This window comes from Paraburkholderia silviterrae (assembly GCF_004353915.1).
Lineage (GTDB): Bacteria > Pseudomonadota > Gammaproteobacteria > Burkholderiales > Burkholderiaceae > Paraburkholderia > Paraburkholderia silviterrae.
On record NZ_SMRP01000008.1, the window covers coordinates 216186 to 239560 of the forward strand.

Annotated in this window: 23 protein-coding genes; 5 read left to right on the plus strand and 18 right to left on the minus strand. The window is 66.8% G+C overall.

Annotation, left to right across the window (positions count from 1 at the left end; genetic code table 11):
• Positions 1 to 7: 7 nt before the first annotated feature.
• The 9 genes from ruvA to EYW47_RS18360 all read right to left on the minus strand — a co-directional run bounded on the left by ruvA (position 8) and on the right by EYW47_RS18360 (position 8422).
• Positions 8 to 589 (minus strand): Holliday junction branch migration protein RuvA, encoded by a 582-nt coding sequence (ruvA, locus tag EYW47_RS18320; protein ID WP_133196245.1) that lies wholly within the window; start codon positions 587 to 589, stop codon positions 8 to 10.
• Between the two features lie 153 nt (positions 590 to 742).
• Positions 743 to 1285 (minus strand): crossover junction endodeoxyribonuclease RuvC, encoded by a 543-nt coding sequence (gene ruvC, locus EYW47_RS18325; RefSeq protein WP_133196246.1) that lies wholly within the window; start codon positions 1283 to 1285, stop codon positions 743 to 745.
• A gap of 175 nt (positions 1286 to 1460) precedes the next feature.
• Positions 1461 to 3026 carry a bifunctional phosphoribosylaminoimidazolecarboxamide formyltransferase/IMP cyclohydrolase gene (gene purH, locus EYW47_RS18330; RefSeq protein WP_133196247.1) on the minus strand — a complete coding sequence of 522 codons (1566 nt, stop codon included), beginning with the start codon at positions 3024 to 3026 and terminating at the stop codon, positions 1461 to 1463.
• 82 nt (positions 3027 to 3108) lie between these two features.
• Positions 3109 to 3342, minus strand: a complete 234-nt coding sequence (locus EYW47_RS18335) for a Fis family transcriptional regulator (RefSeq protein WP_028216158.1) — start codon at positions 3340 to 3342, stop codon at positions 3109 to 3111.
• The gene (gene dusB / locus EYW47_RS18340; RefSeq protein WP_133196248.1) at positions 3339 to 4403 is read right to left on the minus strand and encodes a tRNA dihydrouridine synthase DusB; all 1065 of its coding nucleotides are present in this window, start codon (positions 4401 to 4403) and stop codon (positions 3339 to 3341) included. Before dusB ends, EYW47_RS18335 begins: the two co-directional genes overlap by 4 nt.
• Positions 4404 to 4655: 252 nt before the next feature.
• On the minus strand, positions 4656 to 5054 hold the full coding sequence (locus EYW47_RS18345; RefSeq protein ID WP_133196249.1) for a type II toxin-antitoxin system VapC family toxin: 399 nt from the start codon (positions 5052 to 5054) through the stop codon (positions 4656 to 4658).
• Positions 5051 to 5293, minus strand: a complete 243-nt coding sequence (locus EYW47_RS18350) for an antitoxin (RefSeq protein WP_133196250.1) — start codon at positions 5291 to 5293, stop codon at positions 5051 to 5053. Before EYW47_RS18350 ends, EYW47_RS18345 begins: the two co-directional genes overlap by 4 nt.
• Before the next feature lie 98 nt (positions 5294 to 5391).
• Positions 5392 to 6795, minus strand: coding sequence for a UbiH/UbiF/VisC/COQ6 family ubiquinone biosynthesis hydroxylase (locus EYW47_RS18355; RefSeq protein WP_133196251.1), 1404 nt, complete (start codon positions 6793 to 6795; stop codon positions 5392 to 5394).
• Positions 6796 to 6901: 106 nt separating this feature from the next.
• A complete protein-coding gene (locus EYW47_RS18360) occupies positions 6902 to 8422 on the minus strand; it encodes an aminopeptidase P N-terminal domain-containing protein (protein ID WP_205710099.1) in 1521 nt (506 codons plus the stop codon).
• Between the two features lie 161 nt (positions 8423 to 8583).
• Between EYW47_RS18360 and EYW47_RS18365 the strand changes: the two genes are divergently transcribed.
• Positions 8584 to 9195, plus strand: coding sequence for a glutathione S-transferase (locus EYW47_RS18365; protein ID WP_133196253.1), 612 nt, complete (start codon positions 8584 to 8586; stop codon positions 9193 to 9195).
• Between the two features lie 132 nt (positions 9196 to 9327).
• Here the strand turns inward: EYW47_RS18365 and EYW47_RS18370 are convergent, their stop codons facing one another.
• The 3 genes from EYW47_RS18370 to EYW47_RS18380 all read right to left on the minus strand — a co-directional run bounded on the left by EYW47_RS18370 (position 9328) and on the right by EYW47_RS18380 (position 13070).
• Positions 9328 to 10935, minus strand: coding sequence for an FMN-binding glutamate synthase family protein (locus tag EYW47_RS18370; RefSeq protein WP_133196254.1), 1608 nt, complete (start codon positions 10933 to 10935; stop codon positions 9328 to 9330).
• A 374-nt stretch (positions 10936 to 11309) separates the two neighbouring features.
• A complete protein-coding gene (gene mnmA / locus EYW47_RS18375; protein WP_133196255.1) occupies positions 11310 to 12542 on the minus strand; it encodes a tRNA 2-thiouridine(34) synthase MnmA in 1233 nt (410 codons plus the stop codon).
• 24 nt (positions 12543 to 12566) lie between these two features.
• Complete coding sequence (locus tag EYW47_RS18380; RefSeq protein ID WP_133196256.1) at positions 12567 to 13070, minus strand: NUDIX hydrolase; 504 nt, start codon at positions 13068 to 13070, stop codon at positions 12567 to 12569.
• Between the two features lie 311 nt (positions 13071 to 13381).
• Between EYW47_RS18380 and EYW47_RS18385 the strand changes: the two genes are divergently transcribed.
• The 3 genes from EYW47_RS18385 to EYW47_RS18395 are packed head-to-tail and all read left to right on the plus strand — an operon-like array spanning position 13382 to position 16337.
• Positions 13382 to 14533 carry a Re/Si-specific NAD(P)(+) transhydrogenase subunit alpha gene (locus EYW47_RS18385; RefSeq protein ID WP_133196257.1) on the plus strand — a complete coding sequence of 384 codons (1152 nt, stop codon included), beginning with the start codon at positions 13382 to 13384 and terminating at the stop codon, positions 14531 to 14533.
• Positions 14534 to 14547: 14 nt separating this feature from the next.
• On the plus strand, positions 14548 to 14868 hold the full coding sequence (locus EYW47_RS18390; protein WP_133196258.1) for an NAD(P) transhydrogenase subunit alpha part 2: 321 nt from the start codon (positions 14548 to 14550) through the stop codon (positions 14866 to 14868).
• 14 nt (positions 14869 to 14882) lie between these two features.
• Positions 14883 to 16337, plus strand: coding sequence for an NAD(P)(+) transhydrogenase (Re/Si-specific) subunit beta (locus EYW47_RS18395; RefSeq protein ID WP_133196328.1), 1455 nt, complete (start codon positions 14883 to 14885; stop codon positions 16335 to 16337).
• 77 nt (positions 16338 to 16414) lie between these two features.
• Here the strand turns inward: EYW47_RS18395 and EYW47_RS18400 are convergent, their stop codons facing one another.
• Positions 16415 to 17101, minus strand: coding sequence for a helix-turn-helix transcriptional regulator (locus tag EYW47_RS18400; RefSeq protein ID WP_133196259.1), 687 nt, complete (start codon positions 17099 to 17101; stop codon positions 16415 to 16417).
• 213 nt (positions 17102 to 17314) lie between these two features.
• A complete protein-coding gene (locus EYW47_RS18405) occupies positions 17315 to 17704 on the minus strand; it encodes a VOC family protein (RefSeq protein WP_133196260.1) in 390 nt (129 codons plus the stop codon).
• A 316-nt stretch (positions 17705 to 18020) separates the two neighbouring features.
• Between EYW47_RS18405 and EYW47_RS18410 the strand changes: the two genes are divergently transcribed.
• Positions 18021 to 18815, plus strand: coding sequence for a glycosyltransferase family 2 protein (locus EYW47_RS18410; protein ID WP_133196261.1), 795 nt, complete (start codon positions 18021 to 18023; stop codon positions 18813 to 18815).
• A gap of 75 nt (positions 18816 to 18890) precedes the next feature.
• Here EYW47_RS18410 and EYW47_RS18415 read toward each other — a convergent pair whose 3' ends face one another.
• From EYW47_RS18415 to EYW47_RS18430, 4 genes are all read right to left on the minus strand, one after another.
• Entirely contained in the window at positions 18891 to 20225 is a 1335-nt protein-coding gene (locus EYW47_RS18415) for a THUMP domain-containing class I SAM-dependent RNA methyltransferase (protein ID WP_133196262.1), read from the minus strand.
• A gap of 59 nt (positions 20226 to 20284) precedes the next feature.
• The gene (locus EYW47_RS18420; protein WP_133196263.1) at positions 20285 to 20572 is read right to left on the minus strand and encodes a HigA family addiction module antitoxin; all 288 of its coding nucleotides are present in this window, start codon (positions 20570 to 20572) and stop codon (positions 20285 to 20287) included.
• Between the two features lie 10 nt (positions 20573 to 20582).
• Entirely contained in the window at positions 20583 to 20861 is a 279-nt protein-coding gene (locus EYW47_RS18425; protein ID WP_133196264.1) for a type II toxin-antitoxin system RelE/ParE family toxin, read from the minus strand.
• Between the two features lie 194 nt (positions 20862 to 21055).
• Positions 21056 to 23236, minus strand: a complete 2181-nt coding sequence (locus EYW47_RS18430; RefSeq protein WP_133196265.1) for a site-specific recombinase — start codon at positions 23234 to 23236, stop codon at positions 21056 to 21058.
• Between the last annotated feature and the right edge of the window lie 139 nt (positions 23237 to 23375).

Genomic DNA, 23375 nt, shown 5'->3' on the forward strand with positions numbered 1-23375 from the left:
GGCGCCGTCAAGCCTTCGACAGCACCTTCAGCGCGAGCTTGATGCCTTCGGAGACGCCCGTGCCGGCTGGCACGCTCTTGATGGCGGCGAGCGCTTCCTTCTCCGAATAGCCGAGCGCGAGCAGCGCGTTGAGGATGTCGTTCGCGTGATCCGAGGGCGATGCCGCCGCGGCCATCGCGCCCAGGTCGGCGCCGAGCTTGCCCTTGAGTTCGAGCAGCAGGCGCTCGGCGGTTTTCTTGCCGATGCCGGGCACCCGCGTTAGACGCGCAGAATCCTGCAGCGTCACGGCCTGCGAGAGATCGTGCACGCTCATGCCCGAGAGCACGGCCAGCGCCATGCGCGCGCCGATGCCGGTGATCTTGAGCAGCTCGCGAAACGTCGCGCGTTCCTGCGCCGTGCCGAAGCCGTAGAGCAGATGCGCGTCCTCTCGCACGATCATCTGCGTGAGCAGCACGATCTTTTCGCCGGCCCCGGGCAGGTTGTAGAACGTGCTCATCGGCACGTCGACTTCGTAGCCGACGCCGTTGCAGTCGATGAGCAGGTGCGGCGGGTTCTTTTCCAGCAATACGCCGGCAATGCGACCGATCATGGCGGATTCAGTGATGAGGGAAAGGGCAGAGTGTAGCGGAGCGCGCCGCGCCGCGGCGTGCTTTCCGGGCACGTTGGCCTTCTGGCCAGGGGTGTCGTCGTGAAACCCGTTGCGCAGCCAGGTGCGCCGCAAACCGTGCTGCTAACCGTGCGTTTAACCAATCAGGCGTCCGCGCCGCACGCGCAAGCCCTTCTTCGCGAGCGCGGGTGCGATGCCGCCGAGCGTGGCGAGCGCGTCGCCGCTGTGCGCGTGGCAGATCGCCATGCCGAGCGCGTCGGCGGCGTCGGTGCCGGGCGTGCCCGTGAGCGAGAGCAGGCGCACGACCATCTGCTGCATCTGCTCCTTGGTCGCGCGGCCATAGCCCACCACGGCCTGCTTCAGTTGCAGCGCGGTGTACTCGGCCACCGGCACGCCGCCCGAAACGAGCCCGCAGATGGCTGCGCCGCGTGCCTGGCCGAGCAGCAGCGTCGACTGCGGATTGACGTTGACGAAGACTTTTTCGATCGCGGACTGGTCGGGCGCGTGCTGGCGGATCAGCGTGGAGACGCCTTCGAAGATGGTGCCGAGGCGCGTGGGCAGATCGGCGTCGGCGGTGCGGATGACGCCGCTTGCGACATACGTGAGCTGATGGCCGTGACGCTCGATCACGCCAAAGCCGGTCACGCGCAAGCCGGGGTCGATGCCGAGAATTCTCATGAATTGCGGGAAAAACGAATGTGCTTGCGATGGTACAACGAACGACACAGGGCCTGCGAGCGCTGACTCGCCATGCGCATGGCGCACACGGCAAACAAAAAGCCCGCAGAACGCGTGTCCGGCGGGCTTTGCAGCGAGGCGGCGCAGCGTGCAGCGCGCACGCCGCACGCGAGGATCAGTGACGGAAGTGGCGGATGCCCGTCATCACCATGGCGATGTTGTGCTCGTCGGCGGCGGCGATCACTTCGTCGTCACGCATCGAGCCGCCCGGCTGGATCACGCAGGTCGCGCCCGCGTTGACCACGACGTCGAGGCCGTCACGGAACGGGAAGAACGCATCCGAGGCGACTGCCGTGCCCGCGAGCTTCAGGCCCGCGTTCTCTGCCTTGATGCTGGCGATGCGCGCCGAGTCCACGCGGCTCATCTGGCCCGCGCCCACGCCCATCGTCATGCCGTTGGCGCAGAACACGATGGCATTGGACTTCACGAACTTCGCGACGCGCCATGCGAACAGCAGGTCGTCCATTTCCTTGGGCGTCGGGTGGCGCTTCGTGACCACGCGCAGCTCGTGCGGCTGCACGTTCTTCGCGTCGAGCGACTGCACCAGCAGGCCGCCGCCCACGCGCTTCAGATCGAACGCGTTATGGCCTTCGCCCAGCGCGATTTCGAGCAGACGCACGTTTTGCTTCGCCGCGAACACGGCCTTGGCGGCGTCCGAGAACGACGGGGCGATCAGCACTTCGACGAACTGCTTCGCCACGGCTTGTGCCGCCGCTTCGTCCACTTCGCGGTTGAACGCGATGATGCCGCCGAACGCCGAGGTCGGATCGGTCTGAAACGCCTTCGAGTACGCTTCGTGCGCGTTCGCGCCGATCGCCACGCCGCACGGATTCGCGTGCTTGATGATCACGCAGGCCGGCGCGTCGAAGGTCTTCACGCATTCCCATGCCGCGTCCGAGTCGGCGATGTTGTTGTACGAGAGCTCCTTGCCCTGGATCTGCTTGTAGTTGGCGAGCGCGCCGGCGGGCGTTTGCAGGTCGCGGTAGAACGCGGCGCTCTGGTGCGGGTTCTCGCCGTAGCGCAGGTCCTGGACCTTGTCGAACGCGAGGTTCAGCACGGCCGGGTAAGTGTTGCGCGCCTTGTGATCGAGCTCTTCAGTGAGGCTCGTGAGGTAGTTCGTGATCGCGCCGTCGTACTGCGCCGTGTGCGAGAACACCTTGGTCGCGAGGCGAAAGTTGGTGGCGTAGCTCACGGTGTTGCCGCTCGCGCGCATCTCTTCGAGCACCTTTGCGTAGTCGGCCGGATCGACCACGACGGTCACGTCGCGATGGTTCTTCGCCGCCGAGCGCAGCATGGTCGGGCCGCCGATGTCGATGTTCTCGATCGCGTCTTCCAGCGTGCACTCGTCCTTCGACACCGTCTGGACGAACGGGTAGAGGTTCACGACCAGCAGGTCGATCGTCGGGATGTCGTGCTTTTCGAGCGCGGCCATGTGCTCGGGCAGGTCGCGGCGCGCGAGGATGCCGCCGTGGACCTTCGGGTGCAGCGTCTTCACGCGCCCATCGAGCATTTCCGGGAAGCCGGTGTAGTCGGCCACTTCGGTGACGGGAAGGCCCGCGTCCGCGAGCAGTTTCGCGGTGCCGCCGGTCGACAGGATCTTGACGCCGAGGTCCGACAGCGATTTCGCGAAATCGACGATACCGGCCTTGTCGGAAACGGAGATGAGCGCTTGCTTGATCATGATGGGGGAGAAGTTGCCGAGGGATCGAGGAGTCCGCGCCAGAAGCCCAGTGCCAGTAAGGTGCGAAGAGCGGCGACGGCCGTTACAGCAGGCCGTGCTGCTGAAGCTTCTTGCGCAGCGTGTTGCGGTTGATGCCGAGATACTCGGCGGCCAGCGACTGATTGCCGCCTGCCTGCTCGAGCACCACCTCGAGCATCGGTTTTTCGACGCACGCCATCACCATTTCGTAGACGTCGTGCGGATTGCTGCCATCGAGATCCTGGAAGTAGATGCCCAGACTCTCGCGGACGGATTGTTCGATGTTGTGCTTGCTCATGCTGCCAGTCGATCGGTGGGTTCGCGCTCGCCGTCTGCGCCGTTTTCGTCGTCGACATAGACGAGGCGCTCGGAAACGGCCTTTTGCTCGTCGAAGAACTGGTTGACGGCGGCGAGCTGTTCGCGTGTGGTGTCCAGCGTGTTCATGCGATGCCGGAACGCATTGGCGCCACAAAGGCCGCGAGTGTACCAGCCGATATGCTTGCGCGCAGTACGCACGCCCGTAAACTCGCCATAAAACGCGTAGTGGTCCTCCAGATGCTCGTTCATGATCGTCTGGATTTCATCGACGCGCGGGGGCGGCAGCAGCTCGCCCGTGGCGAGGAAATGCTCGATTTCACGAAAGAGCCACGGCCGGCCCTGCGCCGCGCGGCCGATCATGATGGCGTCGGCGCCCGTCACGGCGAGCACTTCGCGCGCCTTCTGCGGCTTCGTGATGTCGCCGTTGGCGACCACTGGAATGCGCGCGGCGGCTTTGACCGCTGCAATCGTTTCGTACTCCGCTTCCCCGTGATAGAGGTCGGCGCGCGTGCGCCCGTGCACTGTCAGCATCGAAATGCCGCTGTCTTCGGCGATGCGCGCGACGCTGAGCGCGTTGCGGTTCTCGCGGTCCCAGCCCGTGCGGATCTTGAGCGTGACGGGCACGGCATCGGGGCCGATGCCCACGGCGTCCACCACGGCCTTCACGATGCGCGCGACGAGCGGTTCGTTTTGCAGGAGCGCGGAGCCGGCCGCCACGTTGCAGACCTTCTTGGCCGGACAACCCATGTTGATGTCGATGATCTGCGCGCCGTTGGCGACGTTATAGCGCGCCGCTTCGGCCATCATCTCGGGGTCGGCGCCGGCGATCTGCACGGCGATGGGCTCGACCTCGCCCGCGTGGTTGGCGCGGCGCATGGTCTTTTCGCTCTTCCAGAGCTGCGCATTGGACGCGACCATCTCCGAGACCGCGTAGCCGGCGCCCAGGCGCTTGCACAGCTGGCGGAACGGCCGGTCCGTGACGCCCGCCATAGGGGCGACGAACAGGTTGTTACGCAGGGTGTGGCGGCCGATTGTGAACATGATGCGCGGACGAAAGCAGCGCCGCGCCCGGCTGGCTTCGACGGGTGTCGAAGGCGTTGGCGCGGCTGCGGCTCGAAATGGGGAAACGCATATTTTAGCGTTAACGAGATGTGGGGTCTCGGCTTGCGGACCCTGGTGTTGTTGTGGGCAAGGCTTCGGAAGCGCAGGTGGTCTCTACAAAAACCCTGACCCTTATATTTGTTGGGTGGCTTGGGGCGCTGTCCCGGGCGCAGGCTCGCAGGCGAACTTTACCTAGGCATGAGCTTGCCAGTCCTCAACGCGCAACCCGTCCACGCGTGCAAACTCGCGCACATTGTGTGTGACGAGCGTCAGTCGACGGGCACGCGCTTGCCCCGCTATCAGCGCATCGTAGGGGCCGATTGGCGTGCCAGCGGCTGCCAGTCGGGCGCGGATCTCGCCAGCGTGTTGGGCGTCTTCCGCATCGAATGCAACGACCTCAAACTGCAGCGCTTCGACGCGTGCCAGATTTTGCGTCGAACGCTGGCTCTTGTAGGCGCCGTAATACAGTTCGTGAGCCACGATTGAGGGCAATCCAAAGTCGACCGGCAAGTACGCACGCAACTGCGCCAGCATCGATGTTTCGCCCTTGAGCATGGCGATCACGGCGTTCGTGTCCAGCAGGAATTTCATTCGAACAGATCCAGACCGGGCCGCAGTTGCTCGGCGGGTTGCGTGGTGGCCGCACTTTCGAAGTCGGTGTCGACCGGTCCGATCAGCTGGGTTAGCCAGGCCCAGTCTTGCGGAACAGGCTCGAGAATCACGGCGGTGCCGTGTCGGCGAATCCGGACCTCTTCTGCATCGAAGCGGAATTCCTTCGGTAGCCGGACGGCTTGCGACCCGCCATGCTTGAAGATCTTGGCGATATCCATGTACGCCTCCCTGTGAATATCTACAAATCGTAGATATTTTACCGCATGTATCGAAGCGCGCGGCTACGGCTCGAAGATCGGATTTGAAACCGACCCGATCAGCTCCGCTGCCCGAACATCATCTGCCGCGCTAGCGCCGCTTTCACCGGCGGCGCGAATTCCAGCGCCGTGAGCGCAAGCCCGCGCAGCGTCGCGAGCGGCGCGAAATCGATGGTGAACAGGCGCGCGAGAGTATCCGTCGCCCCAATCGTCATGCGGCGGTCGAAGGCGCGGCGGCCCGCGAAGTCGGCGAGCGCGAGCGGCGTGGCGCCGTGCTGCGCGAGGGCGTCGACGAGCGCATGAGCGTCGCGCAAGCCGAGATTCAGCCCTTGGCCCGCAACCGGATGCAGCGTCTGCGCGGCGTTGCCCACTGCCGCGATGCGGTTGTGGCCCGAGACCAGCGTGTCGAGCGCGTTCAGGCCGAGCGGAAATGCCGCGCGGCCGTGAATTTGCGTAAAGCGGCCCATCCGGGCGCCGAAGGCGGTGCCGAGCTCGGCGAGGAAATCGGCGTCGGAAAGCTGGGCGCGGCGCTCGGCCTCGACCGGTGCCGAGCACCATACGAGTGCGTAGTCCGCGCCGCGCACGCCACCCATCGGCAAAAGCGCGATCGGGCCTTCTTCCGTGAAGCGCTCCCAGGCCACGTGCGGCTGCGGAGCCGAGACCGTCACCACGCCGACGAGCGCGGTCTGGCCGTAGTCGCGGGTACGCTTGGGCGCATGCTTTGGCGTTTGTGCGGGCAGGGCGCTCTCGCGCGCGTCCGTGGTGGCGCCTGCCGCATCTGCCTCGCCCGAAGTCTCGGCGGGTGCGGCGTGGCGCGCATCGGCAGAGCGTTGGCGTGCCGCGCCTGCCGCTGATTCAGCCCGATTTTCATCGTGGTCTTCGTCCTGTTGCGCCTCGGCGCGCGGCCGCTTGTGCCCGGACTGCGCTCGATAAAGGCCGCCTTCCGCGTTCACGAGAATGCGCGCGCGCAGCGTGCGCGCGACGCCCGCGCTTTCTACGGGCAGCGTGACGCCGTCGCGTTCGACGACCGGCTCGTGCGCGTGCGTGTGATGCAGCCAGTGCACGCGCGTGCCGCGCACCGCATGCGCGAGCGTCTGCACGATCGCGCCATAGCGCGCGACATAGCCGAGCGCGGGCAAGTCGTAGTCGTGCCGGTCGATGAGCGTGCGGCCGAAGTGCCCGCGCTGCGAAACGTGGATGCGCTCGATGGGCGTCGCGTCCTGCGGCCACGCGAGCGCCTGCAGCAGCGTGCGGCTGCCCTGCGAGACGGCGATGGCGCGCGGGTCGCCGACGCTGTCGTCCGGGTCGCGCGCGTCGATCAGCGCGATCGAGAGCGCAGCCGTCGCGCTGCGCCGCGCGAGCCAGCCGGCGAGCGCGAGCCCGACCGGCCCCGCGCCGACGATGATGACGTCATACTCGTTGGGCGCGTGGCCGGTCCCGCTTACTGGGTTCACTGCATTCATGTCGCTGCGTTCACTTCAGATCGTTGGCTTTTCCAGCTCGTTCGCGAGGCGCGCGGGCGGCCCGCCAGGCATTGGGCGCGCCTGCCGCCGGCGTCACTCGCATGGCTCATGGGCCGCGGCGCGCGTCCTGCATCAGCGCCTCGATTTCGTCGGCGGCCACGGGCACGCCGCGCGTGATCAGCTCGCAGCCCGTGTCGGTGACGATGGCGTCGTCCTCGATACGGATGCCGATGTCCCAGTAGCGCTCGGGCACGTCTTCGGCGGCGCGCACATAGAGGCCCGGCTCGATCGTGAGCGTCATGCCGGGCCGCAGCGTGCGCCAGGGCGGCGCAGTGGGGGCGCCCGGCGCGCTAGCGGAGTTCGCGCTGCTCGTAGTGCTGGTGGCGCTGGCCTGCGCATCGCGCTCGCGGTAGTCGCCGGCGTCGTGCACGTCCATGCCGAGCCAATGGCCTGTGCGATGCATGTAGAAGCGCGCATAGGCGCGCTCGGCGATCACGTCGTCGACGCTCGCGTAGCGCTGCTTGTCCAAAATGCCCGTGTCGAGCAGCCCTTGCGCGAGCACGCGCACGGCGGCCTCGTGCGGCGCCTCGAAGTTCACGCCCGCGCGCGTGGCGTCGATGGCGGCCTGCTGGGCCGCGAGCACGATCTCGTAGAGCTCGCGCTGGGCGCTGGTATAGCGGCCGCTCGCGGGAAAGGTGCGGGTGATGTCGGAGGCATAGCCGTTCAGCTCGCACGCGGCGTCGATCAGGATCAAGTCGCCTTCGCGCACCACCGCGTTGCCGGCCGGATAGTGCAGCACGCAGGCGTTCGCGCCTGTCGCGACGATCGAACCATACGCGGGCGCCTGGGCGCCGTGCTTGCGGAACGTGTAGAGCAGCTCGGCTTCGATTTCGTATTCGCGCATGCCGGGGCGGCACGCCTGCATCGCGCGCACGTGCGCGAGCGCCGAGATCTTCGCGGCACGGCGCATGGTGTCGAGCTCGTGCGCGTCCTTGACGATGCGCATGTCGTCGAGCAGCGGCACGAGGTCGTACGCGGCGGCCGGCGCGGCGACGCCGCTGCGCGATTGCGCGCGCACGGCGTCGATCCAGCGCTTCACTTGCGCGTCGAAGCGGGCGTTGGCCGCGAGCGCGTAGTGCAGCGCCGGGCGATCGGCGATGAGGCGGGGCACCTGGCTGTCGACTTCGTCGATGGCAAACGCGGCGTCCAGGCCGAACGCCTCGCGCGCGCCGTCCGGCCCGAAGCGAAAGCCTTCCCACGTTTCGCGCTCGACATTCTTCGCGCGGCAGAACAGGATCGCGGCGGGCTGGTTCTCGCCGGCGCTCGCGTCGAGCACCAGCAGCGCTTCGGGCTCGGTGAAGCCGGTGAGGTAGTAGAAGTAGCTGTCGTGCCGATACGGATATTCGGCGTCGCGGTTGCGCAGCGCCTCGGGCGCGGTGGGCACCAGCGCCACGCCGCCGCCTTTGGCGCGCAATGCGGCGAGCACGCGCTCGCGGCGCGCGCGGTACAGCGCGGCGCCGCCATCGGGGCCGCGCGGCGCATCGGCAGCGGCGCGCGAGGCGGCCGAGGCGCTTTCCGTGAGGGTCGTGTCCATCGTGCGATTGTAGCGCCTGTGTAGAACCCGCATCGGCCAGCCAGCGCCGCGGCGCAAGCCCACTCGCGCAAGACGACGCTGTTGCATCGAGCCGACAGCGCGGATCGGATAAATCCGGTGCCAACGAAGGCGACCCGTCAGAATTGGGTCATTCCAACGTATACTTCCGCCGGATTCCAGAAAAGGCAGGTGCGATGAAACTTATCGGTTCGCTCGGCAGCCCGTATGTCCGCAAGGCGCGGATCATGCTCGCCGAAAAGAAAATCGACTACAAGCTGGTGCTTGAAAACGTGTGGGGCGCCGAGACGGCAATCCACGATTTCAACCCGCTCGGCAAGGTGCCGTGTCTCGTGATGGAGGACGGCGAAGCCGTGTTCGACTCGCGCGTGATCTGCGAATACGTGGACATGCTCTCGCCGGTCGGCAAGCTGATTCCGCAGGGCGGGCGCGAGCGCGTGGAGGTGCGGTGCTGGGAGGCGCTTGCCGACGGCATGCTCGACGCCGCCGTGCTGATTCGCACGGAGGGCACGCAGCGTACGCCCGAGCAGCGCTGCGAGGCATGGGTCGCGCGCCAGGAGCGCAAGATTCGCGAGGGACTGAATGCGATGGCCAAGGGCCTCGCGGGCAATGCGTGGTGCGCGGGCAACCGCTATACGCTCGCCGACATCGCGGTGGGCTGTGCGCTCGGCTACCTCGACTTCCGCATGCCGGAGCTCGACTGGCGCGAGCCGCATCCCAATCTCGCGCGGCATTTTGAAAAACTCATGCAGCGGCAGTCGTTCGCGGATACGGTGCCGCAGGCGTAATGCCCGCGGGCGGCGGCGTGCCGTCGCCTGCATGAAGACGTAAAAAAGCGCGCAAACAAGGCTTGCGCGCTTTTTTTCGCGCCGCCGCCGGGCATGGGCCCGGGCGGCAAGCGGCGCGCAACCATCAAACCATCAAACGATCTTTTCCACATTCGGCGCGAACGAGTCGCTGCGCGCGACCGGCCACCATTTCTCATACAGCTGATAGCGATAGCGGCCTTCGACCAGGTCGCCAGGCTTCAGGTACTTGAGCAACTCCGACATCAGCTTCACTTCATACGATGACACGCGCCTCACGATGTGGTGCGCGCGCAGATCGGAGGGGCTCTCGAGGCCCGCGGCCTGGAGAATTTCTTGCAGCGCGTGCAGCGTGTTGCGATGGAAGTAGTAGACGCGCTCGCCCTTGTCGGGCACGTTCAGCGCGCGCTGGCGCGCCGGGTCCTGGGTGGCGACGCCGGTGGGGCAGCGGTCCGAGTGGCACTTTTGCGCCTGGATGCAGCCCACCGCGAACATGAAGCCGCGCGCCGAGTTGACCCAATCCGCGCCGATCGCGAGCGTCTTGGCGATATCGAACGCGGTGATGATCTTGCCGCTCGCGCCAATCTTGATCTTGTCTCGCAGGCCAATGCCCACGAGCGTGTTGTGCACGAGCAAGAGGCCTTCCTGCAGCGGCGTGCCGATGTGATCGGTGAACTCGATCGGCGCCGCGCCCGTGCCGCCCTCGGCACCGTCCACGACGATGAAGTCGGGCAGGATGCCCGTCTCGAGCATGGCCTTGGCGATGCCGAAGAACTCCCACGGATGGCCGATGCACAGCTTGAACCCGGTCGGCTTGCCGCCCGAGAGCTTGCGCAGGCGCTCGACGAATTCGAGCAGGCCGCGCGGCGTGGAGAACTCCGAGTGGCGCGCCGGCGAGACGCAGTCCTGACCCATCGGAATGCCGCGCGTTTCGGCAATCTCGGGCGTGACCTTCGCGGCCAGCAGCATGCCGCCGTGGCCCGGCTTCGCGCCTTGCGAGAGCTTCACTTCGATCATCTTCACCTGCGGCTCGTTGGCGAGGCGCTGGAATTTATCGGCGCTGAAGGTGCCGTCGTCGTTGCGGCAGCCGAAGTAGCCCGAGGCGATCTCCCAGATGATGTCGCCGCCGTTTTCGCGGTGATACTTCGACATCGAGCCTTCACCGGTGTCGTGCGCGAAGCCGCCTTTCTTCGCGCCCAGATTGAGCGCGCGGATCGCGTTGGCCGAGAGCGCGCCGAAGCTCATCGCCGAGATGTTGAAGATCGACATCGAGTACGGCTGCTCGCGCTGCTCGCCCACCAGCACGCGGAAGTCGCTGCCGGCGAGCTTCGTTGGCGCGAGCGAATGGCTGATCCATTCGTGGCCGACCGCCTTCACGTCGAGCTCGGTGCCGTACGGGCGGCTGTCGACGGTGTTCTTCGCACGCTGGTAGACCACGCTGCGCTGCACGAGCGAGAAGGGCTTTTCGTCGGTGTCGTCTTCGACGAAGTACTGGCGGATCTCGGGCCGCACGAATTCGAACAGGAAGCGCAGATGGCCCCAGAGCGGATAGTTGCGCAGGATGGCGTGGCGCTGCTGGGTCATGTCGTAGATGCCGAGCGCGACGATGAGCGCGGGCACGATGGCGCACAGCCACGACAGATGATGGAACGCCGCTGCGAGAACACAGGCCGCCAACAGCAGCACTGCACACCACATGGCGAGATAACGTCGGGAAAACATGGGGGACTCCTCGATCTCTTGATTCGCTGCGCGTGGCCGGTGGGGCCGCCCGGGTCAGGGGCCGCCCGGGTCAGGGCCGCGCGCGCCGGCCGCGCCCGGGTGAGGCGCCAGCGTGCCCGAATGATGCCGCAAGTTTGTGAATTTGGCCGGCAGAAAGGCAACAGCCGGGCATGAAACCGGGAATGAAACCGGGGATGGAACAACGTATCGCGCGTGGCGAGGATCGCACAGAGGCGATGGGGGAAGGCCGCGCGCGGCGGGCGAGGGCCGACGAGAGGGGCGGTCGAGTCCAGTCGGGCGCGGATGGCTTCGGATGCGGCTGGAAGGGAGGGAGGTGAAAAACGCGCGACGCGAGGTGCGCCGCGCGCGTGAGCTTACGCCTGGCCTTGCGCCGCCGATGCGGCGAACTGCGCGGACTTCTTGCGCGGCGTGCGCTTTTTCTTCGGCGCGACGGGTGGCGGCACCGCGGGCACGTGCGGCTCCAGCGTCGTCACGGCTTCGATGATGCCGCCGCCGAGGCACACGTCACCGTCGTAGAGCACGGCCGACTGGCCTGGCGTCACGGCCCATTGCGCTGCGGGGAAGTGCAGCGCGAACTGGCCTGCGTCGCCGTCGACGCCATCCACGCCCGAGGGCGCGGACCTGAACGAGCAGGGTGCGTCGGCCTGGCGATAGCGCGTTTTCGAGCCGCACGCGTGGCCGTCGGCGGGCGGCTCGCCCGCGACCCAGCTCACATTGCCCGCGCGCAGCTCGTGCGCGAGCAGCCACGTGTGATCGTGGCCCTGCACGACGTAGAGCGTATTGGTGGCCATGTCCTTGCCCGCGACGAACCACGGGTCGCCGCTGCCGTCCTTGCTGCCGCCAAGGCCGATGCCCTTTCTCTGCCCGAACGTATAGAACGCAAGGCCGATATGCTCGCCCACCACCTTGCCTTCGGGCGTCATCATCGGGCCGGGCTTTGTCGGCAGATAGCGGTTCAGGAAGTCGCGGAACGGCCGCTCGCCGATGAAGCAGATGCCGGTGGAATCCTTCTTCTTCGCGTTGGGCAAGCCGATCTGCGCGGCGATCTCGCGCACCTTCGTCTTCGGGATTTCGCCGAGCGGGAACATCGTCTTCGAAAGCTGCGCCTGATTCAGGCGATGCAGGAAGTACGACTGATCTTTCGTGTGATCGAGGGCCTTCAGCAGTTCGAAACGCCCGCCGCGTTCGTGGTTCTGGCGCACGCGCGCGTAGTGGCCCGTGGCGATGGTCTCGGCGCCCAGCGACATCGCGTGGTCGAGGAAGGCCTTGAACTTGATCTCGGCGTTGCAGAGCACGTCGGGGTTCGGCGTGCGGCCCGCCGAATATTCGCGCAGGAACTCCGCGAACACGCGGTCCTTGTACTCGGCGGCGAAGTTGACCGCCTCGACGTCGATGCCGATCAGGTCCGCGACCGACACTACGTCGATCCAGTCCTGGCGCGTCGAGCAGTACTCGCCGTCGTCGTCGTCTTCCCAGTTCTTCATGAAGAGACCGACGACGTCGAACCCCTGCTCCTTGAGCAGCCATGCGGTAACCGACGAATCGACGCCGCCCGACATGCCTACCACGACCTTACGTTTGCTCATTTGTCTGCTGCCTTGTTGCTGCTTTCAGCCTTTGGGTCCTGCCTTGGGTTCCGCTTTGGGTCCAACCGCGTGCGTGCGTACGAACTCGAGCGGCACGCGCTTGCCCGCGAGGTAATCGTCGACGCACTGCATGACGAGCGGCGTGCGATGGCGCTCGCTCGCGGCGCGCAGTTCGTCGGCGCTCAGCCACAGCGTGCGGACGATGTCGGGATCGAGCGCGCGCTTTTGCGGCTCGCTCGCGACGCTGCCACAGTACGTGAAGCGCAGATACGTCGTGCCGCTTTCACCGGGCTTGCCGAAATGGGTCATGTACATGCCGACCAGCGCGTCGGGCGCGAACGCATACGCGGTTTCTTCCAGCGTCTCGCGCACGACGGCCTCATGGAGCGTCTCGCCGGCTTCGAGATGCCCGGCGGGCTGGTTCAGGCGCAAGCCGGCCGGCGTGTGCTCCTCGACGAGCAGAAAACGCCCGTCGCGCTCGACGATCGCCGCCACGGTGACGTGGGGGGCCCAGGTTTCATCATTCATGGGCCGCTATTTTACCGGGACGCGCGTCACGCTGCCCGGGGCCGGATCGCGCGCCCGGCAGCGCCATGCAGGCGGTATGCCGAACCCCACAGCAAGCCTGCGAGTGACATCGCCAACCGGCCGGTCGGACATCTAAAAGTGTTGTGTGCAGTGCACAAAAACGGGCGAATCGGGCTTCAACCGCGCGGTCGCTTTCGGTTAAAGTGGTGCGTCGTTTGCCGTTGCACCAGAAAGCCGGCGCGCCTCGTCGGCCTTACTCCGCTCGATTAGAGCCAGATTAGAAAGAAAAGCAGGTCGAGGAGGAAACAACGATGCATATTGGAGTGCCCGCGGAAACCCGGGCGAATGAAACCCGCGTGGCCGCGACACCGGAGACAGTGAAGAAGTACGTCGCGCAGGGTCACACGGTCACGATTCAGGCAGGCGCAGGCACCGGCGCGAGCTTTCCCGACGAAGCCTATACGGCCGCGGGCGCGCAGATCGCCGATGCGGCTACCGCCTTCGGCGCCGAGCTCGTGCTCAAGGTCCAGTCGCCTTCGGTCAGCGAGCTCGCGTTCATGAAACGCGGCGCGGTGCTGGTCGGCATGCTCGATCCCTTTAACGCGGAGAACGCGCAGAAGCTTGCCGAGGCGGGGCTCACGGCCTTCGCGCTCGAAGCCGCGCCGCGCACCACGCGCGCGCAGAGCCTCGACGTGCTGTCCTCGCAGGCCAACATCGCCGGCTACAAGGCGGTGCTCGTGGCGGCGAACCTCTATCCGCGCTTCATGCCGATGCTCATGACGGCTGCCGGCACCGTGAAGGCCGCGCGCGTGCTGATCCTGGGCGCGGGCGTGGCGGGCCTGCAGGCCATCGCCACGGCCAAGCGCATGGGCGCCGTGATCGAGGCCTCGGATGTGCGTCCTGCGGTGAAGGAGCAGATCGAGTCGCTGGGCGCGAAGTTCCTCGACGTGCCCTACGAAACCGATGAGGAGCGCGAAGCGGCGCAGGGCGTGGGCGGCTACGCGCGGCCCATGCCGCCCTCGTGGCTCGCGCGCCAGTCGGCGCTGGTGCACGAGCGCGCGAAGCAGGCCGATATCGTGATCTCCACGGCACTGATCCCGGGCCGCGACGCGCCCACGCTGCTGCCTTCGGAAACCGTGCAGGCGATGAAGCCGGGCTCCGTGGTGATCGACCTCGCGGCGGGACGCGGTCCCGTGGCCGATCCGGCAACGGGAAGGCGCGGCGGCAACTGCCCGCTCACCGAAGCGGACAAGGTGGTCACGCACCACGGCGTGCAGATCTGCGGCTACACGAACCTCGCGTCGATGGTGGCCGCCGATGCCTCGTCACTCTACGCGCGCAACCTGCTCGACTTCCTGAAGCTGATCGTGACCAAGGAAGGCGCGCTGAACATCGATCTCGCGGACGACATCGTCGCGGCCACGCTGCTGGCACGCGACGGCGCCGTCACGCGCAAGACCTGAGAGGAGACCCGGCAATGGAACTGATCAACCATACCGTCATCAACCTGATCATCTTCGTGCTGGCCGTGTACGTGGGCTATCACGTGGTGTGGAACGTTACGCCGGCGCTGCACACGCCGCTCATGGCCGTGACCAATGCGATCTCGGCCATCGTGATCGTGGGCGCGATGCTGGCCACCGGGCTCACGGTGGGCGGCCCGGGCAAGTTCTTCGGCACCTTCGCGGTGCTGCTCGCGGCTGTGAACGTGTTCGGCGGCTTCCTCGTCACGCGGCGCATGCTGGAGATGTTCCGCAAGAAAGAGCCGAAGAAGGCTGGCGCGAAGGAGGGTGCATGATGGGGCTTAACTTCGTGAGCATGAACGTCGTTACGCTGCTTTATCTGGTGGCGTCGGTCTGCTTCATCCAGGCGCTCAAGGGCTTGTCCAACCCGAAAAGCGCGCGTGCCGGCAACCTGTTCGGCATGGTGGGCATGGCCATCGCCATTCTCACCACCATCGCGCTGATCGCGAAGCAGTCCGCCCAGTTCGGCTCGAACCTCGGTCTCGGTCTCGCGCTGCTGTTCGGGGCGCTGGTGGTCGGCGGCGGGCTTGGTGCGTATGTGGCCGCGCGCGTCGAGATGACCAAGATGCCCGAACTCGTCGCGGCCATGCACTCGCTGATCGGTCTCGCGGCGGTGTGCATCGCGTATGCGGTGGTGTCCGAGCCGGCCGCGTTCGGGCTGGTTCCCCAGGATGCGCCGTACCCGGGCTTCCTGCCGTATGGCAACCGCATCGAGCTGTTCATCGGCACGTTCGTGGGCGCGATTACGTTCTCGGGTTCGGTGATCGCCTTCGGCAAGCTCTCTGGCAAGTACAAGTTCAGGCTCTTCCAGGGCGCACCCGTGGTCTACGCGGGCCAGCACCTGATCAACCTGATGCTCGCGCTCGGCATGATCGGTTTCGGCATCCTGTTCTTCCTGACGCAGTCGTGGCTGCCGTTCATCATCATGACGGCGATCGCGTTCGCGCTGGGCGTGCTGATCATCATCCCGATCGGCGGCGCGGACATGCCCGTGGTGGTGTCGATGCTGAACTCGTACTCGGGCTGGGCGGCGGCGGGCATCGGCTTTTCGCTGAACAACGCAATGCTGATCATCGCCGGGTCGCTGGTGGGTTCATCGGGTGCGATCCTCTCGTACATCATGTGCAAGGCGATGAACCGCTCGTTCTTCAACGTGCTGCTGGGCGGTTTTGGCGCCGAGGCGGGCGGGGCGGCGACGGGCGGCGCGCAGGAGCAGCGCCCGGTGAAGTCGGGGTCGGCCGACGATGCCGCGTTCATGCTCGGCAATGCTGAGAGTGTCGTGATCGTGCCGGGCTATGGCCTCGCGGTGGCGCGCGCGCAGCATGCATTGAAGGAGCTCACGGACAAGCTCGTGGAGAAGGGCGTGGACGTGCGCTACGCCATTCACCCGGTGGCGGGCCGCATGCCGGGGCACATGAACGTGCTGCTCGCGGAAGCCGAAGTGCCGTACGAGATCGTCCATGAGATGGAGGACATCAACAGCGAGTTCGGTCAGGTCGACGTAGTGCTGGTGCTCGGCGCGAACGACGTGGTGAATCCGGCAGCGAAGAACGATCCGAAGTCGCCCATTGCGGGCATGCCGATCATCGAGGCGTACAAGGCGCGCACGATCATCGTGAACAAGCGCTCGATGGCGGCGGGCTACGCGGGTCTCGACAACGAGCTGTTCTACATGGACAAGACGATGATGGTGTTCGGCGATGCGAAGAAGGTGATCGAGGACATGGTCAAGGCAACGGAATAAGCCTTACCGATCGCCGGAGTCTTCCGGCCCCGTGAAAGCGCGCAGCGATGCGCGCTTTTTTTCGCCCGCATGCGGCGTTATTTCGATGGCGCTTCCACGCGCCGCAGGTAATCGGCGAGGCGCCGTCCGCTCACGTCGGGAAACGGCTCGAGCACTTCCACGTCGTTCATCCGCGCGATGTTGAAGTTGCGGAAGTCCTCGCGCATTTCGCACCACGCGCCCACCGTCCACTGCGCGCCCCAGTACACGAGCCCGAGCGGCCAGATGCGCCGCTCCGTATGCGCGCCGATCCGGTCGCAATACGCGAAGCGCACCACGAGCCGCGAGTCGACGGCGCGATGCAAGGCGTCCACTTTCTCCGAATAAGCCGGGTCGACGTGGTACGACGGCGCGAACACGGCGATGCGCTCGAGCACGGCCCGTTTCTCGGCGGGCATGGCGGCGGCGATCTTCGCCAGCGCGCCGCGTGCGCCGCCCGCCAGCACGGCGCCGCCCCAGGATTCAGCCATGCGCGCGCCCACCGCGAGCGCGGTGAGCTCATCGGCGGTGAAGGTGAGCGGCGGCAGGCTCGCTGTGCGCGCGAGCCGGTAGCCGATCCCCGCTTCGCCTTCGATCGGCACGCCCGAGAGCTGCAGGTCGCGCACGTCGCGATAGACGGTGCGCGGCGATACCTCTAGCCACTGCGCGAGTTGCTGCGCGGTGGTGAGGCGGCGGCCGCGCAGCAATTCGGCGATGCGGAACAGGCGGTCGGCTCGGCGGGTCATGGTTGGGCGGGCCAGAACGGTGGACTGGGTGCGCACTGCGCACTGAGCGCGCCGCGGGCAGAGCCCAGGCGGGCGCGCCAGCGCCGATGCGCCAGCGCCAATGCGTCAGCGCCGATGCACCAGCGCCGATGCACCAGCGCCAATGCGCCAGCGTCGATGCACCAGCGCCAATGCGCCAGCGCAGATGATAGCGCTGCGCGCGTGCCGCAACGCTCAGCCGAGCTTGGCGGCGTGCAGGCCGACCCGGTTGCCTTCGGTATCGATGAAGAAGCCGATATACCCGTAATTGTTCGGCAGCTCCACCGCCGGCCCCTGTTTCTTGCCGCCGGCCTTTTCCACGCGGTCCAGCACGGCGGTGACCGACGGCTGCGCGTTCAGATACACGAGCACGCCTTTCGGGTCCGGCTTGGCGTCATGCGGATTGAACACGATGCAGCCGCCGGTCTCGGCTTCCGTATGGGCGAACAGCGCCATCGGCACCCCGCCGACGACTTCGCGCTGCAACGGCATATCGAAAGCGGCTTCGTAGAAAGTTGCGGCGCGGTCCAGATCGTGCGCGGGGATTTCGAACCACGAGATGACACGGGAAAGTTCGGTCGACATGATGCGCTCCTCGGATGCCAATAGTGTCGATGGCGGATGCGGTGGAATGGCGGCTGCTGGCGGAATGCCGTGGCGCCGGCCGGCCCGCTGCGCGCTTCGCGCCGCGCGGGCTGGCGTAGAGACAGTGTGCGGTGGGGCTACTGACAGCGTGCTGTCAGTAGCCTTGGCAGGACGTTCGCAGGATCGTGGCTTTCGGGTGGAGCATCGGGCAGCCGCAGTGTTTGTGTACGTTTTCGAGAGAGAGGCACGCGCAAATCTGCTGTAATCGACGGGTCTATTCTTTCGAGCCGGTGGCCTGCTGCCAGCCTTGCGCTTCATGTCTCCAAACGTATCCATCATCACGCCCACGGCCAACCGCGAGGCCTTCCTGCCTGCGATCGCCCGTTGCGTGGCGCGTCAGCAAGTCGACTGGGAGTGGCTCGTGCTCGACGACAGCCCGCAGCCCAGCGCCTTCATGCGCCAGCTCGCCGACACCGACCCGCGTGTGCGCTACTACTGGTCGAAAGCGCGCATGTCGATTGGCGCGAAGCGCAATTTCCTCGTGGGCGAGTCGCGCGGCGAGCTGATCGCCCACTTCGACGACGACGATCACTACGCGGCGCACTATCTCTCGGGCATGGTGCGGCTGTTGCGCGAGAGCGGCGCGCAGCTCATGAAGCTTTCGACGTTCTGGATGTATGCGCCGCATACGCAGTTTTTAGGCTACATGGACCTGAACGCGCGCGTCGGCCTGCACTACGTGCTCAAGGGCAAGGAAGTGAGCACGGTAACCTTCCACGAGAAGATGCAGATTGGCGCCGATTTCATCCTCTTCTACGGCTTTGCCTACGTGTACCGCAAGGCGCTCTTCGACCTCGCGCGCTTCGACGACGTCGATCTGGGCGAAGACGAGAGCTTCATCCGCCGCGTAGTGGAGGCGGGCCAGAAAGTGCTTGCAGCCGAGGACACGCAGGCGAGCTGCCTGCATCTGATCCATCCGGCTTCGACCTCGCGCTGTTTCTCGCGCCATTCGCTGCCGGTTTTCCTGCTGCCCAGACTCTTTCCGGAGTACGAAGGATATCCGCTGCCCTTCGAGCCGGGCGGCGAGGCCGTCGGGCCTGCGCGCGTCTGATCGAGGCGCGCGGCATGGAGGCCGCGCCGCCACGAGCGGCCCACGCGCACTGCGGCGCCTGGGCTCGGTTGCGAGTCAGCCGTTGTTCTCGGCGCTGCCTGGGCCCTTGGCCGCTGCGGCGTCCGGGCTGGCGCTCGCGGGACGCTGGCGCACGCTGCCCGCGATCAGGTCGAAGCGGAACAGGCGGCATTCGAGCGCGCCGTTAAAGAGCGGCGTCTTGGCTGCTTCGCGCAGACGCAACTGGCCTGGCAGCTTGCGGTCCGAGGTGAGGAAGAACGCGCGCCAGCCGGTGAAACGCTGCTTGAGCGCGTCGCCGAGCGCCTGGAAGAACTCGGCGTCGGGGGCGTCGGTATGGACGCGGCGGAAGGCTTCCTGCGCTTCGTAGTCATCGCGCATCTCGCGGGGCGCACGGGCCTCGCCGCGCGCATTGCGTCCGCGCACTTCGATACGCTCGCCGTACGGCGGATTCGCCACGAGGATCCCGTTGCCCTCGGCGGGCGGCGTCATGTTGCGCGCGTCGAGCTGCTTGAGCGGCACATTGCCGAGACCTGCGCGCGCGAAGTTGGCGCGCGCCTTCTCGAGCATGACGTCGGAAATGTCGCTGCCGAAGATGCGCAGCTCCGTCGCGCGGCTCATGGCGGTGTTGCGCGCCGTGTTCGCCTCGCTTTTCAGATGGCGCCAGGCGGCGGTATCGGCCTGCTTCAGACGCTCGAAGCCGAAGCTGCGCGACAGACCCGGCGCGATGTCGAGCGCGACCTGCGCGGCTTCCGCGAGAAACGTGCCGCTGCCGCACATCGGGTCGTAGAGCGGCATCTCGGGCGTCCAGCCCGTGAGGCGCAGGATGCCGGCGGCGAGATTCTCGCGCAGGGGCGCTGCGCCCTTGTCCAGACGCCAGCCGCGCTTGAACAGCGGCTCGCCCGAGGTGTCGAGGTAGAGCGTGCAGTCGTTCGCGGTGAGGAAGGCGAACACGCGCACGTCGGGATAGGCGGTATCGACGCTCGGACGCGCACCGGCCTTGTCGCGCATGCGGTCGCAGATCGCGTCTTTCACGCGCAGGGTGGCGAATTCGAGGCTGCGCAGCGGCGATTTGATCGCGGTGATGTCGATGCGGATCGTCTCGTTCGGCGAAAACCACTTTTCCCACTGTTGCTCGCGCGCGAGCGCGTAGATGTCCTGCTCGCCGCGATAGGGCCGCTGGGCGATCTTCAGGAGCACGCGGCTCGCGATGCGCGAATGCAGGTTTGCGGCCATGCCGCCGGCCCAGTTGCCGCGAAAATGCACACCGCCGGGCACTTCGGCGCCGACTTGGAGCGCGCCGGGCGGCAGGCGCAGCTGCGCGGTTTCGGCCAGTTCGGCGGCGAGCGGGGCTTCGAGGCCGCGCGGGCAGGGAGCAAAGAAGTCGAGGGACATGAGGAGAGTGGTGACGCTGCGGGGAAGGCGCTATTGTACGCGGGTTGGCGCCACGGCCTTCAGGCGGCTTGCCGTGCAAGCGGCTTGATTCTCGGGCGAGGCTGCTGGCGGGCTTGCCAGAGATCCCACTGGGTTTGCAGGCCGAGCCAATGCTCCGGCGTCGTGCCGAGCCACGCCGACAGGCGCAGCGCGATATTGGCCGTCACACCGGCCTTGCCGTTCAGCAGATTGGAGAGCGTGACGCGGTTGATCTGCAGGGCGTGCGCGGCTTGCGTCACGTTCACGTCCGGCGGGATCCACTCCCGCAACACTTCGCCCGGATGTGGCGGGTTGTGCATTCTGCTCATGTTCGTTCCCTTAGTGGTAGTCCTGATAATCGACGAGGATGGCATCGGTGCCGTCGAATGTGAACGTGAGACGCCAGTTGCCGTTCACCCAGACCGCCCAGTGCCCGACAGGATCGCCGTGCAGCGCGTGCAATCGCCAGGGCGGGGCGTTCATGTCCTGCGGGCCACGCGCCTGATCGAGCGCACCAGGCAGGATGCGCAGCCGGCCCGCATGATGCGCGAGAATCCCGCCTTTGCTGCCTTCCAGAAAAAACGATGCAAGACCTTTGTGCCGAAAGGTTTTGATCATGATGAACTGTAGCCTATATGACTACACTCTACAACGGCCTGTGGCGGCGTGTCGCGGTGTAGAAAATGATGAGGGACGCCCCGCAATCGAGCGGGTGCGAGCGTCCCTAACCTTGGCACTATGGCTTTGCGCGCTTGCTGGATGACGTCAAATTTGCGGCATCGTTGGCCGAACGAAGTATGGAATCGGCCCGGTCAATCGGTGTCTTCGCGCAACTTGCCTTGCCGGATCGGCCACACGAGATCGATCGGATGGCGCGTCACGCGCCGCCAGAACGCGCGCATGAGCGGGCGCACGTCCTGGCGCCCGAGGTCGCGCGAGCGCAGCGCCATGTGTAGCGCGAGCGCGAAACTCACCGTCACATTGAGCACGGCCATGCTTGCCACGCCCGCCACGGCCCACCAGAGCTCGCCGCTCTTGAGCGTAGCCGTGCCGAGCACACCGAGCGCCACGCCGATCGAGCCCGACGAGAGCGTCACGTGCCGCACCTCGAAGTGGAACGCGACGGCCGAGACGATTGCCGGCACGAGACCGAGCAACATGCCCAGCACGAGGTTGCCCCACACGCCCGCCACGTTCGTGCGGCAGAAGTGCGCGAGGCGCGCCGCGCCCGCGGCCCCCAGCGTCATGCGCAGGCGCCGGTTCCACGCGAGCGCGTCCCCGACGCGGTGCAGCACGAACCAGTTGTCGGCCCAGCCCGCGAACAGGCTCGACGCCCACAGCAGTACGCCCGTCAGCGCGGCGTAGAACGGCGTCGGGCCGATGAGCGAGAACGATTGGAGCGTGGCGTGCGCCTTCGCTGGCGTGATCAGGTTCGTGTGAAAGAGCCAGCCGCACACGAGCTGGATCGTGAGGCAGGCCGGAAACACGAGCAGCACGTTGCCGAGCACGGCGGCGGCCTGGGTGCGGATCAGCGCCACCACCGACGACACGAAGCGCGCGCGCCCCGCGCTCTCGTTGGCGCCGTCGAGCTCGCGCGCGAGCGTGGGCGCCGTCATCGCGGGCTGCTTGGTCGCGAGCGAGAAGTGGCAGAAGTGCATGACGAGGAAGCTCAACGCGTAGTTGATGCCCGCGAAAAGCCCTTCGATCATCGAGGGCAGGTGCGCGCCCGTAATGCCGAATTTCACGTAGACCGTGACGGCCGTGACGAGGCCGCCGCCCGCCGCCATGCGCAGCATCGTGAGGTATTCGGCGCGGTCGCGGGCGATATAGTGCTCGCCGGTATCGGCGGAGAGCTCCACCACCTTGCGCGAGAGCAGCGCGAAATTGCTGCGCATGAGGTACGCCACGCTCTGGCTCTTCTGGTTAGCCTTGACGAGCTCGGCGACGAGGCGCGCCTGCGTCGAGGGATCGTCGGCGGCCATCCACGCGTCGAGCAGACGCTCAGCGCGCATGATGCGCATGCGCATGCGCTCGACCTGGAACACCGTGTCCACGCGCACCCCGTGGCGGTAGAGGTGCGCGAAGACGTCGTCGGTGGCCTTGCGGCAGTCGTCGAGCAAGACGCGCAGCCACGTCACTTCCTGCAGCAGGCGCGCGGGCTCGCCCGCATCGCGCGCGTCCTCTACCGCGAGCATCGCGCGGGTGAGGCGGAAGAACGACAGCTTTTCGACGGCCACGCGCGCGTCCTCGCTGGACAGGCGGCTGCGCACCGTCGGCGAGAGCCCCGTCGAGCTGATCTGGCAGGTCAGGTTGTGCAGCGCCGTGAGCAGGCCGAGCGAGAACTCGTTGGGCAGCGCCGCGGGCGCAGCGGCGCGCGCGCCTGGCGCGCTGTCGTCGGCGGGGCTGCAAGCGGATACGGCGGCGGCATCAGCGCCAGGATGCACCGCGTCGGGCTCGGCGATCAGGGCCTGCAGGCGCGCGAGCAGGTCGCGCGGCAGCGTCGCGATCCACTCGGGATCGTGGGTGGCGGGGAACATCAGCGTGACGAGCGCCGCCAGGTCGCGGCGGTTCGGCGCCGGCGGGATCAACTGCGCCTGCACGCGCTCCATCAGCGAGCCGAACAGGCCCGAGTGAACCGGCATGCCCGCGTCGCAGAGCAGCGTGATGCTGTCACTCTCGCGCAGGAGCTCGCGCACCATCGCGCCCACGTTGGCCTTCCATGCCGGATTGCGGTCCAGCACGTGCAGCAGGTAGCGCACGCGCGCGTGCTCGGGCGGCGCGCGCAGCGGGGTCTCCGGCGCCGGGGTGGAAGAGGGCGCGTCGGCGTCGAGCTTGCCGCGCCGGTGGATCCAGTGCGCGAGCTCGATCAGCCAGTCGCTGCGCTCCGCGTAGGGCGCGTCGGCGTCGGCGGTGGCAAGCAGTGCGTCGAGCTGACGAACCGCGCTGCGCGAAGCGCGCCATTTTTTCCAGAGCGTCGTGAACGAACGAAACATACAAAAACGTCAGGCGATAGGGTAAAGCGGCATTATCGCGGCTCGCGCGGATTTGCCTGATCGAGTTGGGCCGCCGGGATGGGCGATGCGCGTTGTGTGGGACGTGGGGGTGGCTCGGGAGAGCCTGGTGAAAGGGGCG

Bases quoted from the DNA above. Each gene is read 5' to 3' on its own strand.
- EYW47_RS18355 (WP_133196251.1), bottom strand. From the start codon at position 6,795: ATGAATGCAGTGAACCCAGTAAGCGGGACCGGCCACGCGCCCAACGAG.
- purH (WP_133196247.1), bottom strand. From the start codon at position 3,026: ATGATCAAGCAAGCGCTCATCTCCGTTTCCGACAAGGCCGGTATCGTC.
- ruvA (WP_133196245.1), bottom strand. From the start codon at position 589: ATGATCGGTCGCATTGCCGGCGTATTGCTGGAAAAGAACCCGCCGCAC.
- EYW47_RS18405 (WP_133196260.1), bottom strand. From the start codon at position 17,704: ATGTCGACCGAACTTTCCCGTGTCATCTCGTGGTTCGAAATCCCCGCG.
- dusB (WP_133196248.1), bottom strand. From the start codon at position 4,403: ATGTTCACAATCGGCCGCCACACCCTGCGTAACAACCTGTTCGTCGCC.
- EYW47_RS18420 (WP_133196263.1), bottom strand. From the start codon at position 20,572: ATGAGCAGAATGCACAACCCGCCACATCCGGGCGAAGTGTTGCGGGAG.
- EYW47_RS18345 (WP_133196249.1), bottom strand. From the start codon at position 5,054: ATGAAATTCCTGCTGGACACGAACGCCGTGATCGCCATGCTCAAGGGC.
- EYW47_RS18365 (WP_133196253.1), top strand. From the start codon at position 8,584: ATGAAACTTATCGGTTCGCTCGGCAGCCCGTATGTCCGCAAGGCGCGG.
- EYW47_RS18400 (WP_133196259.1), bottom strand. From the start codon at position 17,101: ATGACCCGCCGAGCCGACCGCCTGTTCCGCATCGCCGAATTGCTGCGC.
- EYW47_RS18350 (WP_133196250.1), bottom strand. From the start codon at position 5,293: ATGGATATCGCCAAGATCTTCAAGCATGGCGGGTCGCAAGCCGTCCGG.
- EYW47_RS18410 (WP_133196261.1), top strand. From the start codon at position 18,021: ATGTCTCCAAACGTATCCATCATCACGCCCACGGCCAACCGCGAGGCC.
- EYW47_RS18370 (WP_133196254.1), bottom strand. From the start codon at position 10,935: ATGTTTTCCCGACGTTATCTCGCCATGTGGTGTGCAGTGCTGCTGTTG.
- EYW47_RS18385 (WP_133196257.1), top strand. From the start codon at position 13,382: ATGCATATTGGAGTGCCCGCGGAAACCCGGGCGAATGAAACCCGCGTG.
- EYW47_RS18430 (WP_133196265.1), bottom strand. From the start codon at position 23,236: ATGTTTCGTTCGTTCACGACGCTCTGGAAAAAATGGCGCGCTTCGCGC.
- mnmA (WP_133196255.1), bottom strand. From the start codon at position 12,542: ATGAGCAAACGTAAGGTCGTGGTAGGCATGTCGGGCGGCGTCGATTCG.
- EYW47_RS18390 (WP_133196258.1), top strand. From the start codon at position 14,548: ATGGAACTGATCAACCATACCGTCATCAACCTGATCATCTTCGTGCTG.
- EYW47_RS18425 (WP_133196264.1), bottom strand. From the start codon at position 20,861: ATGATCAAAACCTTTCGGCACAAAGGTCTTGCATCGTTTTTTCTGGAA.
- EYW47_RS18360 (WP_205710099.1), bottom strand. From the start codon at position 8,422: ATGCGGGTTCTACACAGGCGCTACAATCGCACGATGGACACGACCCTC.
- EYW47_RS18415 (WP_133196262.1), bottom strand. From the start codon at position 20,225: ATGTCCCTCGACTTCTTTGCTCCCTGCCCGCGCGGCCTCGAAGCCCCG.
- EYW47_RS18335 (WP_028216158.1), bottom strand. From the start codon at position 3,342: ATGAGCAAGCACAACATCGAACAATCCGTCCGCGAGAGTCTGGGCATC.
- EYW47_RS18380 (WP_133196256.1), bottom strand. From the start codon at position 13,070: ATGAATGATGAAACCTGGGCCCCCCACGTCACCGTGGCGGCGATCGTC.
- ruvC (WP_133196246.1), bottom strand. From the start codon at position 1,285: ATGAGAATTCTCGGCATCGACCCCGGCTTGCGCGTGACCGGCTTTGGC.